This window comes from Sorangiineae bacterium MSr11367 (genome assembly GCA_037157805.1).
GTDB classification, from domain to species: Bacteria; Myxococcota_A; Polyangia; order Polyangiales; family Polyangiaceae; genus Pendulispora; species Pendulispora rubella.
This window is the reverse complement of sequence record CP089983.1, coordinates 10,983,234-10,998,947: the sequence shown is the minus strand read 5'-3', so window position 1 is coordinate 10,998,947 and position 15,714 is coordinate 10,983,234. Positions and strand designations below refer to the sequence as shown.

At 65.9% G+C, this 15,714-nt stretch carries 11 protein-coding genes; 7 read left to right on the top strand and 4 right to left on the bottom strand.

The annotated features are described in order from the left end of the window. Positions 1–7: 7 nt before the first annotated feature. The gene (locus LVJ94_42630; protein ID WXB03588.1) at positions 8–1,678 is read right to left on the bottom strand and encodes a CTP synthase; all 1,671 of its coding nucleotides are present in this window, start codon (positions 1,676–1,678) and stop codon (positions 8–10) included. Positions 1,679–1,854: 176 nt separating this feature from the next. Between LVJ94_42630 and LVJ94_42625 the strand changes: the two genes are divergently transcribed. Both LVJ94_42625 and LVJ94_42620 read left to right on the top strand, forming a co-directional pair. Further along, positions 1,855–3,075, top strand: a complete 1,221-nt coding sequence (locus tag LVJ94_42625) for a VOC family protein (GenBank protein WXB03587.1) — start codon at positions 1,855–1,857, stop codon at positions 3,073–3,075. Continuing rightward, complete coding sequence (locus tag LVJ94_42620; GenBank protein WXB03586.1) at positions 3,072–4,244, top strand: homogentisate 1,2-dioxygenase; 1,173 nt, start codon at positions 3,072–3,074, stop codon at positions 4,242–4,244. Before LVJ94_42625 ends, LVJ94_42620 begins: the two co-directional genes overlap by 4 nt. Here the strand turns inward: LVJ94_42620 and LVJ94_42615 are convergent. Next, complete coding sequence (locus LVJ94_42615; protein ID WXB03585.1) at positions 4,241–5,701, bottom strand: ABC transporter substrate-binding protein; 1,461 nt, start codon at positions 5,699–5,701, stop codon at positions 4,241–4,243. The genes LVJ94_42620 and LVJ94_42615 overlap by 4 nt on opposite strands. 15 nt (positions 5,702–5,716) lie before the next feature. On the opposite strand from LVJ94_42615, the gene dacB reads away from it, so the two are divergent. Further along, complete coding sequence (gene dacB, locus LVJ94_42610; protein ID WXB03584.1) at positions 5,717–7,204, top strand: D-alanyl-D-alanine carboxypeptidase/D-alanyl-D-alanine-endopeptidase; 1,488 nt, start codon at positions 5,717–5,719, stop codon at positions 7,202–7,204. 9 nt (positions 7,205–7,213) lie between these two features. Here dacB and LVJ94_42605 read toward each other — a convergent pair whose 3' ends face one another. Continuing rightward, positions 7,214–8,779, bottom strand: coding sequence for a sigma-70 family RNA polymerase sigma factor (locus tag LVJ94_42605; protein WXB03583.1), 1,566 nt, complete (start codon positions 8,777–8,779; stop codon positions 7,214–7,216). A 693-nt stretch (positions 8,780–9,472) separates the two neighbouring features. Between LVJ94_42605 and LVJ94_42600 the strand changes: the two genes are divergently transcribed. Then, positions 9,473–11,299, top strand: coding sequence for an ABC transporter ATP-binding protein/permease (locus tag LVJ94_42600; GenBank protein ID WXB03582.1), 1,827 nt, complete (start codon positions 9,473–9,475; stop codon positions 11,297–11,299). Here LVJ94_42600 and LVJ94_42595 read toward each other — a convergent pair. After that, complete coding sequence (locus tag LVJ94_42595; protein WXB03581.1) at positions 11,209–12,162, bottom strand: hypothetical protein; 954 nt, start codon at positions 12,160–12,162, stop codon at positions 11,209–11,211. The two genes, LVJ94_42600 and LVJ94_42595, sit on opposite strands and share 91 nt — an antisense overlap. A 35-nt stretch (positions 12,163–12,197) precedes the next feature. On the opposite strand from LVJ94_42595, the gene LVJ94_42590 reads away from it, so the two are divergent. The 3 genes from LVJ94_42590 to dctP all read left to right on the top strand — a co-directional run bounded on the left by LVJ94_42590 (position 12,198) and on the right by dctP (position 15,663). Beyond that, positions 12,198–13,541, top strand: coding sequence for a HEAT repeat domain-containing protein (locus tag LVJ94_42590; GenBank protein ID WXB03580.1), 1,344 nt, complete (start codon positions 12,198–12,200; stop codon positions 13,539–13,541). A gap of 33 nt (positions 13,542–13,574) precedes the next feature. Next, positions 13,575–14,558 (top strand): TRAP transporter TatT component family protein, encoded by a 984-nt coding sequence (locus LVJ94_42585; GenBank protein ID WXB03579.1) that lies wholly within the window; start codon positions 13,575–13,577, stop codon positions 14,556–14,558. 85 nt (positions 14,559–14,643) lie between these two features. Beyond that, positions 14,644–15,663: a TRAP transporter substrate-binding protein DctP gene (gene dctP / locus LVJ94_42580; protein ID WXB03578.1), complete on the top strand. Its 1,020-nt coding sequence runs from the start codon at positions 14,644–14,646 to the stop codon at positions 15,661–15,663. Positions 15,664–15,714: the final 51 nt, after the last annotated feature.

Below are 15,714 nucleotides of genomic sequence, written 5' to 3'. Positions count from 1 at the left end.
ATTGCCCTTAGTTGATCTCGCGCTGCGGAGACGGTGCCTTGCGCATCTCGCTGCTCGGGCGCGTGCGCTGCGTCTGTCGCTCGAGCGCCGCGCGCACGAAGCGTGCGAACAGCGGGTGCGGCGAGGCCGGGCGGCTCTTGAACTCCGGATGGAACTGGCAGCCCACGAAATACGGATGCTCCGGCAGCTCGATCATCTCCACCAAGCGCTTGTCCGGCGACACACCCGACAAAATGAGGCCGGCCTCAGATAGCTGATCGCGGTAATCGTTGGCGAACTCGTAGCGGTGGCGGTGCCGCTCGGAAATCTCCGTCGTGCCGTACGCCTCGGCCGCAATCGTGCCCGGCTTGAGCGAGCACGGATACGCGCCAAGGCGCATCGTCCCGCCCTTGTTGCGCACGTTGCGCTGATCGCCCATCAGATCGATGACCGAGTGCGGCGCGTCCTTGTCGAACTCCGCCGAGCTCGCGCCGGCGAGCTTCGCGATGCTGCGCGCGAACTCCACCACGGCCAGCTGCATCCCCAGACAGATCCCGAAGAACGGGATCTTGTTCTCGCGCGCATACCCGATGCTCGCGATCTTGCCCTCGGTCCCGCGATCGCCGAAGCCGCCCGGCACCAGGATCGCATCGAGCTGCGAGAGCCGCGCCTCCACGGCGTCACGCTCGAGCTCCTCCGAGTCGATGTAATCGAGCTCCACGCGGCAGTCGTTCTGCATGCCGGCGTGTACCAATGCCTCGTGCAGCGACTTGTACGCGTCACGCAAGTGCACGTACTTGCCCACCACGCCAATCTTCACCGTGCCCTTCGTCGGCTTGGTGAAGCGCTCGGTGATGCGCTGCCACGTCGAAAGATCCGGCTGGCGGCTCCAAATGTTCAGGCGCTCGCAAATGAGCTCGTCCAGCCCCTCTTTGTGGAACCACACGGGGAGCTCGTAAATGCAGCTCACGTCCACGGCGGACACGACGGCCTCCACGGACACGTTCGAGAAGAGCGCGATCTTCTCCTTGGTCCCGCGGGAGAGCGGCTGGGCCGTACGGCAGATGAGCACGTCGGGCTGAATGCCGATCTCGCGCATCTCCTTAACGGAGTGCTGCGTGGGCTTCGTCTTCAGCTCGCCGGCCGTCGCGATGTACGGGACCAAGGTCACGTGCATGCTGAGCGCGTTTTGCGGGCCGGCCTCGATCTTCAATTGGCGGATCGCCTCGAGGAAGGGGAGCGACTCGATGTCACCCACCGTGCCGCCGATCTCGATGATGGCCACGTCGACCCCGTCGGTGGCGTCGCGCACGCGCGCTTTGATCTCGTCGGTGATGTGGGGGATGACCTGGACCGTCGCCCCCAGGTATTCGCCGCGTCGTTCCTTCGAAATGACGGCCTCATATATGCGACCGGTCGTGAAGTTGTTTTGACGCGTCATCCGAGCTGTGGTGAAGCGCTCGTAGTGACCCAGGTCGAGATCCGTCTCGGCTCCATCGTCCGTGACGAACACCTCACCGTGTTGGTACGGGCTCATCGTGCCCGGGTCCACGTTGATGTAGGGGTCCAACTTCACGTGGGTCACGCGCAGTCCACGCGCTTCCAACAACGCTCCGACGGATGCGCTCGTCAGTCCCTTCCCGATGGAGGAGACGACACCGCCGGTAACAAATACGTACTTCGTCGGCTTTCGGCTCATCGTCCTGCCTCCTTGTTCACGTTGATGCGCGGCGCGGCAAGCCGAGCACCTCCGATGTCTTCCCGTTTACGCAGCGTGGCGATACCACAACCGAGTTTCTGTTTCTACTTTGCCCGTCATAAAGCTGCTTCTGTCCCCGCACCACGTCGATAACTCAGATGCTAAGGTCCACGCCCATGAAAGAAGAATCCAACGTTTCGCACGGTACGGGCTCGGCGGATTCGTCTGCTAAACAGTCCGCACCTTCCAGCTTGGGGCTCATCGGCTTCGACAGTTTTCACTTCGTCGTCGAAAACCTCGAGCGCTCACGCCACTTTTATACCGACGTCCTCGACTTCAAGGAAGTCGCACGCGCCGGGAACGATTTGGTGACCCGCAGTGGTCAGCAGTCCATCGTCTTCGGAGCCGGCGAGGCGCGCGTGTGCGTTTCCACGCCGCTGGCCCAGAAATCCAAGGCGGCACGCTACCTTCGGCGCCACCCGGCCGGTGTGATGAGCCTCGGCTTCCGGGTCAAGAACCTGGATCAGGCCATTCAGTTCCTCGAGGTCCGCGGAGGCACCTTCCTCAGCGATCCCATTGAGGAAAAGGACGATCGCGGCGGTTCGTACCGCTCCATCGAAATTGCGACCCCGCTCGGGGACGTGGCCTTCCGATTCGTCGAGCGCAACGACTTCACCGCCTTCGCGCCGGGCTTCGAGGACAGTGGCCACGGAAACGGCGTCCGCCCGGAGAACATGTTCGGCATCGCGGGCGTCGACCACGTGACGTCGAACGGCCTCACCATGCAGCCCATCATCGCGTGGTACCGCGACGTACTGGGGATGGTGCCGTTCTGGGAGATCAGCTTCCACACGAACGACGTCGCCCAGGGTCGCGACACCGGTTCGGGCCTTCGCTCCATCGTCATGTGGGATCCGGGCAGCGGCGTGAAGTTCGCCACCAACGAACCCCTCCGTCCCTTCTTCCGCGATTCGCAGATCACCAAGTTCGTCGACGACAACGCCGGCAACGGCGTGCAGCACGTGGCCTTCGCCGTCGATCGCATCATCCCGACGGTGGAAGAGCTGAAAGGCCGTGGCGTGCGGTTCATGGCCACCCATCCCGCGTACTACCGTGACCTTCCGGGGCGCCTGGAGAAGCTGGGCATCCACAACGTTAAGGAGGAGCTTGCGGAGCTCGAGCGGCTCGGCATCCTCGTCGATGGATCGCACGACCGCTACATGCTGCAGATCTTCATGCAGGAGGCGGCCACGCTGTACGACGAGTCGCGTGCAGGTCCGTTCTTCTACGAGATCATCCAGCGGGCCGGCGACAAAGGCTTCGGCTTCGGCAACTTCCGCGCGCTCTTCGAGAGCATCGAGCGGGCGCAAAAGGCAGAGGGCGGAGAGTCGCGGTGATCGATCGAGGGCACGCGGGCATCTTTCCGGACAAGCCTCATACGGCCTTGCGCGATTCGAACGGGGGGCTCTTCTACGAAGAGATGTTCACCCGGGACGGGTTCAGCGGTGCCTTCACCTATTTTTATCACCGGTATCCCATCACGGCGCACCGCGAGGTCTCCTCGACCCACCGAGGCTATGCGCCCCCCGTCGCCGACGAGCGGGCCATTCACCCGCTCAAGCGGCGGCTCTATCTGAGCGACAAGATCCCGCAGGGCGGTCAGCTCTTCGAGCGGCGTTTTCCCATCCTGTTCAGCAAGGATCTCACCATCCTTCTCGCGCGCCCCACCGAGACCGACGAAGCGTACTTCGCCAACGGTGACGGCGACGAACTATGGTTCGTGCAGGAAGGCAACGCGCGCCTGGAGTCGCCCTGCGGCTGGCTCGACGTTCGCTCCGGCGACTACGTGTGGGTTCCCAAGTCGATGGTGCATCGCTGGCACATCTCGTCCAAGTCGATGCGCATGATGTGCTTCGAGGCACACGGCGGGGTGCACATTCCGACGCAGTTCCGCAATCCGGTGGGGCAGTTCGTGATGGATGCGCCCTACACGCATCGCGATTTCGTGCGGCCCACCGGGCCGATTTCGACGCCCGATCGGATCCAGCAGGGCCCGCGCGAGCTGTACGTGAAGAAGCACGGGCGCTACTCGCACTACGTCCTCGAGAACCCGCCGATGGACATCGTGGGGTGGGACGGCTTCGTCTATCCCTGGGCCTTCCACATCGAGAAGTACCAGCCGAAGACGGGGCTGATTCACCTGCCGCCGACGATTCACACGACCTTCGCGGGGCACGGCTTCGTGGTGTGCTCCTTCGTCCCGCGCGTGACGGATACGCACCCGGAAGCGATTCCATGTCCGTACCCGCACTCGAGCGTCGACTGCGACGAGGTCATTCTGTACTTGCGGGGCAACTTCACCAGCCGCCGCGGCGTTGGTCCGGGCGCGCTCTCGTTGCATCCGGCAGGCATCGCTCACGGTCCGCATCCGGGCGCCTACGAAGCGAGCATCGGCAGCACGCGCACCGACGAACTCGCGGTGATGGTCGACACCCACCTGCCGCTTCAACCGACGGCGCAGGCGGCCAACATCGAGGACCCCGGCTACCACGCGAGCTGGGGCTAGGGAAGAGAAGCGAGGGAAAGCCAGCGGCCCTCGGCGCTCGGGACGAAGTCTCGCGCGCGGGGGCCGACCACGGCGACTTGGTCCTCGTTCCAGAGGGGGACGATATAGAGCTGCTCGCGCAGACGCGCCTCGAGCTCGGCGTAGACCGCGCGGCGCGCATCGCGATCGGTGAGCCGTTGGCCTTCGTCGAGCAGTGCGTCGACGCGCGGATCGCGGACGCGGGCGCGGTTGGCGCCGGCCGGTGGGATCGAGGCGCTGTGCAGGAAGACGCGCAGCACGTTGGGTTCGGTGACCTCGGGGATCTGGAGGATGGCCAGATCGAAATCGCCGGCGTTCAGGCGCGCGATCATGGTGCCGAGCTCCAAGGGCTGCACATCCGCGGTGACCCCGGCGTCGGCCCATTGTTGGGCGATGTAGCGGCCCAAGGTGAAGCGGCTGCGATCCGTGGAGGTGAGCAAGGTGACGTGCAAGGTTGCCGGCGCGAGAACGGGGCGGGCGGCGGCGGGGTCGTAGGCCAGCGGCGCGAGGCTCGTATGGGCCCAATGCATGGGCGGGATGAGCGCGTTTGCCGGCTTGGCGTAGCCGCCGAGCAACGTGCGCGCAATGGTCTCGCGGTCGATGGATTGCGCGAGGGCGCGGCGGATGGCCACGTCGGCGAGGGGCCCGCGGTCGACGCGGGCGACGAGGTACGTGAGGTTGGCGCCGGGGCGGGAGGTGACCTTGAGATCGGGCTCGCGCGCGAGGGCAGGGAGGATCGAGTGGGCGAGCACGTTGAGGGCGACGTCGGACCGGCCCGCGGTGAGGCGAAGGGCGCGGGCGTTTTCGTCGTGGACGGTGCGCAGGATGACGGGATGGCTTGCGCTCCCCAGCCCTCGCGCGGAGGGGGCCAACGTCAGTGTGCCGCGCGCGAGGGTCGCGACGGTGTAGGGACCTAGGCCATCGAGGTCCCCGGCGGGATGGGGAGGCGAGGCGGCTTCGTCGGCGCGAAGAATGGGCAGCTCGAGATCGGTGAGGAGCGTGCCGTGGGGCCGTTTCAGCGTGATGATCACGGCGTGCTCGCCGTCTTCGCGGGCCTCGGCGATGGCCTCGACGGCGCGTGCATGCCGGGAGCCGACCTTGGGCGAACCGAAGGCGCGGATGGTCGAGACCACGTCGGCGGGCGTGAGCGGTGCGCCCGAGTGAAAGCGCGCGTCGCGCCGCAATTCGACCCGCAGGGTGCGCTCGTCCTGCCAGCGAAAGCTCTCGGCGGCGTAGGGGACGGGCGCCAAGGTATCGGGATCCAGCCGGACCAGGCCGGCGTGAATCAGCCGCGTCGCGCGCAGGCCCACGGTGTCCACCGCGTAGCGGGGATCCAGCGTTTCCGCGTCGTTTTGCACGATGAGCTCGACGGCGTCGGCCGATTTTTCCGCGCCGGCCCGCTGGCAGCAAAGGCTGCTCGCCGCGACGGCCGCCGTCACGATAAAAGCGAGTCCATGTTCGAGCTTCGTCCGTACCGCTGTCTCGTCGCCGCGTTCGTCGTGATGCTCGTCGCGCGCGATGCCACGCCGCAGGCGGCACCCGTTGCCGTTGCGCCGGTGGTCTCCGCCGGCCCGATTCACGACCACGTCCCCGATCTGGAGGCCGCGGTGCGCGCGATGGCGGCGGATGCCAAGTTCAAAGACGCCCAGGTGGCCGTGGCCATTCTCGATTGCGACACCGGCCACTATCTTGCCACCGCCAACGAGCACACGGCGCTCAATCCTGCCTCGAACGCCAAGGTCTTCACGGCGGGGGCCGCCCTCTCGTTGCTCGGGCCCGACCATCGCTATGAAACGGCGCTCTTCGGCACGTCGAAGGACGGCGAGGTGCAAGGCCCGCTGGTTCTTCGCGGCCATGGCGATCCCTCGCTCTCGACCGCGGATCTCTACGCCCTCGCCGAGGAGCTGCACGCGCAGGGTGTGCGGCGCGTTTCTGGCGATCTCCTGGTCGATCAGCACCTCTGGGACGAGCAAACGACCCCGCCGGCCTTCGAGCAGCAGCCCAACGAGTGGGCCGCCTTCCGCGCGCCCATTGCCGCGCTCTCGGTCAACGAGAACACTGTGACGTTGTCCGTGCGGCCCACCCAGGCGGGCTCGCCCGCCGTGGTGAGCTTCGACCCGCCCGGTTTCGTCGACGTCGACGGCACCGTGGCCACCGCCGAGGGGCGCGACTCGGTGGTCCTCGCGCTCTCGGGCAATGGCAAACGGCTCGCCGCGAAAGTTTCCGGCTCGGTGGGAAGCGATGCGCGCGTCGTGCGCTACACGCGCCGCGTGGACGATCCCTCGCTGCTTCCCGGCTACGTGCTTCGCGCGATGCTCGACAAGGTGGGCATCAAGGTCGCGGGCGAGGTCAAAGTCGGCACCGCCACCAAAGGGAACTTGCTCGCGCGCCACGAGTCGGAGCCTGTTTCGCAGCTGCTCTACGCACTCGGCAAACAGAGCGACAACTTCTACGCGGAGATGATCTTCAAAACGATGGGCAGCGAGGTCAAAGGCCGCCCCGGCAAGAGCGCCGACGCCGCGGAGGTCGTGAGCCGCTGGGTCACCAAGATCGGCGCCGGCGACACGGGCCTCGCCATCAAGAATGGCTCGGGTCTCTTCGACGCGAACCGCACCACGCCCACCAGCCTCGTCCTCTTCCTGCGCGCCATGTGGCGCGATGCCGCCGTCCAGCCCGAGTTCATCGCCCAATTCGCCACCGGCGGCGTCGATGGAACGCTGCACAAGCGTTTCCGCGCCACCCGCCACCACGGTGCCATCCGCGCGAAGACCGGTACCCTGCAAGACGCGATTGCCCTCTCCGGCTACGTCCTCGGCCCGCCCGGCAAAGGTCCGCTCGCGTTCTCGATTCTCTTCAACCAGGTGAACGGCAAGGCAGACGTTGCCCGGTCCGCCGCCGACAAACTGGTCGAGCTTTTGTTACGCCGTCAGTGGGGCGAGTAGCCTCGCCCTTCAGTCCCGCATGTGCTTGCGAATCTTCCCCAGCGCTTGCTCCTGCAGCTGGCGGATGCGTTCGCGCGACAGGTTGTACTTGTCGCCGATCTCCTTGAGCGTGAGCTCGTCCTCGTCGTCGAGGCCGAAGCGCCATCGGATGATGCGCGACTCGATGGGCGTGAGCGTGCCGAGCAAACGGCGCACTTCCTCGCCCCACTTTTGCGAAACGAGGCTCTCGTACGGCGAGAGCAGGTTCTCGTCCTGCAAAAAGTCGATGAACTTGCGTCCGTCTTCGTCGCCCACGGGGCGATCGAGGGAGAACGGCGTCTCGGCCCAGGAGCCTTTCACCTTGTCGAGCTTCTCTTGCGGGATGCCCGTCTCCTTCTCGAGCTCGGCCAATGTCGGATCACGGCCCGTGCGGGCGATGACCGCCTGTGTGGCGCGTGCGACACGGTTGTGCGTGTCGAGCATGTGCACGGGGATGCGCACGGCGCGACCCTTGTCGGCCAGCGCCCGGCTGATCGCGTGACGGATCCACCACGACGCGTACGTCGAGAAGCGGTAGCCACGCGTGTGATCGAAGCGCTCGACCGCCTTCATCAGACCGATGTTCCCCTCTTGAATGAGGTCGATCAGCGGCAGCCGGCCGCGGTTGTAGCGGCGCGCAATCGACACCACGAGGCGCAGGTTCGCTTTGACGAACTTGTTCTTCACCGCCTTGCTGTGAAATGCCGCCTGCGTCATCCGATCGCAGTACCGTTTGTACTGCGCCGTGATCGGCAGGATCGGAGCGCGAAGCTGCACGCTCGACTCGGGCTCCATCTCGGGCGTGGAGGCGCCGGGTCCGCCGAGAACGGCGTCATCGTCCGGATCGGGCTCGTTGCCGAGCTTGCGGCCCATTTCCTCCGCGTGCGCGATCCACAAGCGATCGCTGTCGGGCAGGCGGATGGCGCGGCCCAATGCGGTGGTGAAGGCGTTCCACTTCTTTTCTTGTTCGCGCGTGAGCTTGTTGCGCTGCTTCTTGAACGTCTTGATGAGCTTCCGAAGCTCGGCGATCTGCGGAAGATCGAGCTTTTCGTCCTCGGCCGTGGGCAGATCCTTCTCGAGCGAGTCGAGCGTGTACTCGGCCGCGGGCACGTACGAGAAGATGGCGACCCAGTGATCGATCTCGGCGTCCTCCACCTCGATGGCGGTGGCGAGTTCCTCCTCGGGCCCCATCACGTGGTGCGTGGCCATCTCGCGGAAGTAGCGCGCGAGCATGGAATCCCCACCGCCGTCCTCGAACTCCTTGGGCGTACGCGGCTTGACGACGGGATCCATCGAGTCGATTTCCGCGACGACGGCTTCAGCGTCGGCCTCGAACTCGTCCTCGCCGACGACGTCGTCCATGTTGTTGCCGGCAGCGGCCGGCCCTTCAGAAGCGGGCTCGGCTTCTTCCGCTTCGTAATCGCCCCCGTATCCGGGGGGCGGAACACTATGAACCCGCTCCTTCGTTGCAGCTCTTCCATAAGAGGAGGAGGCGGCGGAACTCGGGGGCGATTCTTCGGTGGTGGCAACGGCGGCGGCGCGGCTGCTTTTGCTCATGCTCGCTTCCTTGAGGCTGGCCTTGGGCGAGGCCCGGACGTGGCTCGGCTCGGCGGGCAGTTCCGAGACCGATGCGGATGAGGGGGTGGGCGAACGAGAATCTTTGACAAGTGACCTGCTGGGAGTCAGAACCTGCGAAGTACGCGAAGCATGCCGGGGTGATGGCGACGGGCTCGTTTTTTTCTTGGCTGACGCGGCTATCTGTGATTGGCGAGGTTGGCGACCTGCACCCTCGGAAGAGTGACCTGAAGGCGGTTCGGGAGACCGAGAAGTTGCTCTGGCAGTTGAAGCGAGCGGTGCATGCGCTCGGTGGGCTTGGGGCGGTGAGTCTGAGTCTGAGTCTGAGTCTTGAGGCCGGCCGGACTTGTTTGACTTGGCGAGATGGTTGAGGTCTTTGGCGGGGACTTTCGCAATTTTCGTTGCAACTTTCGTTCCCCTAGGGCTTGTGCTACGCGTGGGCGCAACAAGGGTCTTGGGTGCAGCGACTGCGTGATTTTTTTCACGCTCCGAAAGAGTCTCGGACCTGGCGGTACGCTTCGTTTGCATCTCGGGTCAAAGGGCGATGATGGCAACGTAAGACCGGCTTGCGCCGCTGTCGTGGGGGGCGGGGGTGCACAATGCACGATGATCGCTACTTCCACCCGACGCTGGATTTAGGGGCGTGTGCTGCGATAAGCGAGAGTCACTTCGGTTGTGACAGTCCCTCGTCTTCCATATGGCCGTTTGGGGCTCGTCATTTTGAAGCGTCCCGGGCGCGTCCTTCTTTTTCTGGTCGCCGCCTTCATGCATGCCATCGGCCACGCCAGCGTCGCGCTCAGCGCGGGCGTGTTGGCACGGGCGCTCCTTGGGGGCGAGATCCCGGAGGGCGGGGGATCCAGTGGACACGTTTTTGCCGCTCTGCGTGGATGTACTGCTTGGGTCTCCACGGATCCCGCTGTCGTGGCGGCTGTGGTCGGTCTCGGTGCGATGCTCCTCAAAGTCGCCGGGCAAAGTGGAGCGGCTTATTTGCAGGCGCAACTTGCGGGCGAGGTGGGGATCTGGGTGCGCCAGCGCGTGCTCGACGCGTGGTTGAGTGATCATCGTTGGCGTGCGGTACGACAGCCCGATCATGGCGGGAAAGACGGGACGGACGCGTCCGACGTGGGAACGCGTGGTCCTTGGGCTCAGCATGTCGCTGCGTTGACCGAACGCGTGCACGATCTGGAACGAGGCCTGGAGATCGGCCTGCTCGGAGGAGTACGCGCGATCGCGCAGTTGGTTCCGCTCGCGTTGGTGCTCGTGGCGATTTCGCCCCGCTTGGCCGCGGCATCGGCGTTCGTGTTCGCACCCTTCGGTGCGCTGCTGGGCTACGTGCGCAAAAAGTACAAGCGCGGTTTGCAGACGCGGGCGGCCCAAGGCGAGTCGCTGCTCGAGGCGGCCGACGAGGCCGTGCGCCATGCGGATCTCTGGGCAACGTACGGAGCGGTGCCCAAGGTGCAGGCGCATATGGCACGTCTGGGGCGCGAGATGACTCGTCATGCTGCACGCATGGAAGTGTCCGCGGCTGCGCTGTCTGGATCGAACGAAGTGCTGGGCGCGTTGGCGTTGGTGTTGGCGTTGTTTGCCGCGCGGGCGGGGTGGCTTGGAGAAGGCGCGGGCGGAGCGACGTTGCTGCCGTTCGCGATCGCATTTTTCCTGGCGTATCGGCCTCTGCGTGAGCTGACCGACGCGCGGTTGGCGTTGGTGCGGGCGCGCGTGGCGATTTCCACCCTGCCCGTGACCTTGGCCCTGCCGGTGCCCGAGACCCGATCGGGCACGGGCACGGGCACGGGGGATCTAGAGATTGAGGGGCTTCTCTTGGGGAGGGGGAGGGCGGGGGCGATTTCGTTTCGGGCGGAGGCAGGGCAGATCGTCGTCGTTCTAGGGAGGACGGGCGTAGGAAAGTCGACATTGCTGCGCACCTTGCTCGGGCTCGAACGCGCCATGGGGGGTCGCGTGATGTACGGAGGGGCGGATGTGACGGAGGCGGCGATCGGTCCGGGGGCGCGGCCGTTTGCGTGGGTGCCGCAGGACTCGCCGTTGCTTCTCGACACGCTCGAGGCAAATGTCTGCGTCGCGTCCGATGCCGACGCGGCGGAATCCTGCCTCGACGCGCTGGGGGCGCATCATCTCGTCACGCAGCTTGGAACGCGCCGGCTCGGCTCCGACGAGCGCCCGGTGTCGGGTGGAGAGCGTCAGTGGATCGGGTTGGCTCGCGCCATGGCGACGAAGGCCCCGGTGCTGTTGCTCGACGAGCCGACCAACGGGCTCGATCGCGACGCGCAGGCGCGGGTGCTCGATGCGATTGCGCGCCTGCGGGGGAAACGAACGGTCATTCTCGTCACCCACCGGACGGAACCGACCGCGATCGCGGACGCAATCGTCCGCGTTGGCGATGCGCCTTCCGAGGCTCAGGGGGACGGAGCTGTCAGCACCCGCAACGTCGGACCCGCCGCGACCTCGACCCACGGTGCACGCAGCACGTCACCGTCCAACACGTAGGCATCGACCGGTCCGGTGAAGGTCACCCGGAAGGAGCCCGCCAACCTGTCGATGTGATCGCGGCCGCGCAGCGGCTTGCCGGCAAGCACGAGGGGCATCTGCGGACCGAGGCGCTTGGCGCCCAGCGGACTTGCCACGAGGTGCACGCGGTTCGGATCCTCTCCGGCGCGGTAGAGGACGCGCATGGACAGCCCGAGGTTGCGCACGACGCTGGCGACCACGAGGCTGTAGGCGTTGGGCAGCTGCGTCTCTCCATCGACGGACAAGGTGCAAGGCAGCGGTGTGAGCACCTTTTGCGCGAGCTTTCCCCCGGTGAGCGATCCCGCGAAGATGCGCGCCACGATGCGTGCGGCGCCCGCATAGCCTTGGTGCGGCGAGGCGTAATACACGTCGAAGAACTGCGAGACGAGCCCGGTGCCGAAGATGAAGCCGACGCGGTTGCCGCCCTGCGCGTCGCGCACGCGCAACGTGGGGCGCAACGTCGTTTGCGCGGCGCCATGGTCCACGGCGGCGAGCAGGCGCGCGGCGTACGGCTCGGTGGGACCGGACAGGCCCCAGTTGCGCGCAACCGTGGCGACCGTCCCGCCGGGGGCGAGGGCGATGCTGGGAAGGGGCCGCTCGCCAAAGGCGCGTTCCAGTGCGGTGATGCCGGCCATGTACGAGCCGTCGCCACCGGCAAGGACGACCCGGTCCGCCCCGTTGGCCTTTGCGGCGATGTCCCGGGCAGCGCGGTCGAGTTCGTCGAAAGACCGCGTTTCGTAGACCTTTCGCGGCGATCCGCCGTGGGTCGGCTGGGTGAGCGTGCGGTAAAGCGCGCCCTCGGACCGAAGGTGCCGCGCGCGGCGATTGACGATGACGTGCACCAAAGCGTCCTCGCCGTTAGCATGGCGCGGAAAAGATGAGCGAAAAAGTTCGAGCCGGGTGGCACTTCGCGGGAATGACGGCAGTGCTCGCGATCGTAGCAGGCTGCGGTGGTTCCCCGGCGATGCGTGCCGCCGAGCGTGGCGACTGGGCCGCCCTGCGCGCCCGGATCGCGGATGCACATCGCACCGGCAAGCTGACCAACGCCGAGGCGACCGATCTCGCGCGCAAAGTGGCTCGGCGCGAAATCGCGACTGCGCCGGCGAATCGCGCGGTGGCGCGCGTGCGTGACGTGAGTGGGTGCGCACGCGAGTTGGACGGTGTGCTGTCCTCCCGCATGGACGTGCACGACGATGCCGGTGCCGAGGCGGCGTGGATGCGCATCGACTCGGGGGAGCTTGGCCTCGGCAGCGCGCGCTCGTACACCGGCGATGCGACCGATGCGTGGCGCGCGGTGGGGGCGCGCGGGCTCTCTCGGAAAAAAGATGCGCAGGCGCGCCTTGCGGCGATGGGCGATGGCAGTCCGCGGGTGCGGCGGGCCGCCATGCGCGCATCGGCCGATGCGGATCCCGACGATGCGACGGACGCGGAGGTGGAGCTTCTCGCAACGGTGGCCCGGGTCGATCCCGAAGGCATCGTGCGCTCGGACGCGGTGCATGCGCTGGCCTCCATCGGTGGCGAGAAGGTCGTCGCCAAGCTGCGCGATCTCTGGACCAACGGCGACGACGGCGTGCGTGAAGCGATTGCCGTCGCGTGGAGCTCTCCGCGCGTGTACGCGCACGGCGGTGCGGAACCGCTGCGTCTCTTGGTGGCCGCGGAGCATGGTCCGGGGGCCATCGAGGCCGCGTCCGCGGCGTCCCGCCAGGAGAAGGTGGAGCCGGCGATCCGCAGTTCGTCCGTGGCCCTTCTCGCGCGCACCATCGTGAGTGGCTCGCGGCGCGACCGCCTTCATGCGATGTCCATCGCGCCGCTGGCGGAGCCGGACATCGTGGAGGCCTTTCGAAAGGCCGCGAAGGATGGAAGCGGCGGCAGCGATCGCGAGATGGAAATTGCGGCCCAGGCGCGGCTGTTGGGCAGTGCGCCCGACCGAGCGGCTGCAATCCAGGTGCTCGAGGTGCGGGCGGGCGAAGACACGGGTCGCCTGGCCGTGAATGCGCGGACGGCTTTGGCCAATGCTGGCCATCTACGTATTCAGGCGTGGATCGAGCGTGACCTTGCCGCGCACGATCCGTGGATACGGCTTCAGGCGGCGGCTTCGCTGGGGGCGCTGGGTCGGGCTGCGCGCGGGGCTCCGCTCTTGGCCGATGCCGATCCGGAGGTGCGAACGCGCGCCGCGTGCACCCTCATCATGGCCTCACGAATCAAATCGACGAATCGTTGACGAAGCCCGAGGTCCCTCGTATCCCTGGCTCTCATGAGCTCGTCGTCGATGCGATCGTTCCTCCGGCGCTGTCTCCCCCTCGCAACCCTCGCCACCGTAAGCCTCTTCGGCACCGGGTGCATCAAGTCGATGCTCACCAATGGCCAGATCAGTGCCACGCGGCAGGCCTCCTCGAGCTTCAACACGATTGGCGATTACGAATTGGCCAGGAGCGCGGCGTCGGCCGGGCTGACGCAATTCGAAGGCATGCATGTCCTCGCCCCGGACAACGAAGATGCGCTGTTTCTGCTCACCAAAGGGTGGGTGGGTTACGCCTACGGGTTCCCGGAGGACGACTTCGAGGCGGCGTCGGATGCGGGCGACGACGATTTGGCGGAGTACCACAAGAAGCGCGCGCGCATGGCCTACGAGCGGGCCATCTTCTATGGCATCGAGCTCCTCAAAGCCCATGCAAGCGGCTTCGACGACGCGAAGAAGAACGACGCGACCCTGCGCCAATGGCTCGACAAGAACTTCACCTCGAAGGACGACGCCGAAACCCTGTTTTGGCTTGGCTACGGCTGGCTCGGGCGCGTGAACATCGCCAAAGACGATCCGGTGCTCGTGGCCGATCTCTTCGTCGGGGTGGCCCTGCTCGATCGCAGTGCCAAGCTCGATCCGACGGTGATGCATTACGGCGCCCAAACGGCGATTGCCGCCTACCATGCGCGTTCCGCGGTGGCGGAATTGGACCTCTCGAAAACGCAATTCGAGGACGTGCTCACCAAGACCCAGCACAAATCGCTTGTTGTTCAGCTTAATTACGCAACGCGTTATGCTTGTTTGAAGGGCGACCGCGGGCTTTACGAAAAGCTGATCAACGAAGTGCTCTCGGCCGAAGATCCGGACCCGGAACAGCGCCTGACCAACACCGTGGCAAAACGCCGCGCCAAGCGGGCCCTCGGAAAAACGCGCATGTCGGATTGCGGATTCGATATGTCGGCGCCGGCGCCGAAGCCAAATCCCTCGAAGACCTGAAGCAGAGCGCGGTATTCGTGGTTGAATCAGGGGATCTTCGTCCTCGTCGAAGAAACAAACGTGCCGGCCGAAGGAGGTGCAGTGGATGCTTCGTAGATTGGTCGTGATGCTCGCGGTGTTTGCCGTCGTTTTGGGGGCGGCAACCACGGCGCGGGCCGAAGGGACAACCCTCAAGATAGGGACTCTGGCCCCCAAAGAGTCCCCGTGGGGCAAGGTCTTCACCGTTTGGCAGAAGGGATTCAAGGAGCGCACGGGTGGCGCGGCCGAGATTCAATTCTTCTTCAACGGAACCCAGGGGGACGAGGCAGCCATGGTCGGGAAAATCCGCACCGGGCAGCTCGACGGGGCGGCGGTCACCGCCATCGGTCTCGGTCAGATTTACAAGCAAGTGCTCATCCTGCAGGTCCCCGGCCTCTTTTCGTCCTGGGAAAAGCTCGACGCGGCCCGTGCGAAATTCAAGCCGACCATCGATGCGGAGTTCGAGAAGGCGGGCTTCAAGAACATTGGTGAGGGCGACGTCGGCGTGGCCCACATCATGTCGAAGGGCTTTCCCGTCAAGGTGCCCGCCGACTTGAAGAAGCGGGGCACGTGTTTCATCCAAGGCGATCCCATCGTGCCGATGCTCTATTCGCTGATTGGCGAGGTGACGCCGCGAGCCGTGCAGATCCCCGAAATTACGGGCAATCTCACCTCGGGGGCGGTCAACGTCATCGTGAGCCCGTCGCTGGCGGCCGAGCAACTTCAGTGGTCGCCGCAACTCACGCACATCAATACGATGACGTCGGGTTATGCGATTGGTGCCTTGGTGTTCTCCTCGGCCAAGGTGAAGTCGCTGCCCGCCGACGTGCAGACCGCGCTGCAGGAGACGGGGGCCATCACCGGCAAGGCGCTGACGAACAGCATCCGTGCGGCCGACAAGGCGGCGTACGAGCGGCTGGCCGTCGGCAATCCGAAGGCCAACACGCCCCCTCGCATGACGCCCTACTCGCCGACCGCGGCGGAGAAGGCGGAGTGGGACAAGCTGGCCAACGACACGAAGAACAAGTTGAAGGGCAATCCCTTCGACGCGAACCTGATGGCCCAGGTGGAGGCAGCGGGGAAGTAGGTTTCAACCTTCCCGCTCCCAAAGGAGCCTCGTGCTTTCGTGGCGTGGGGC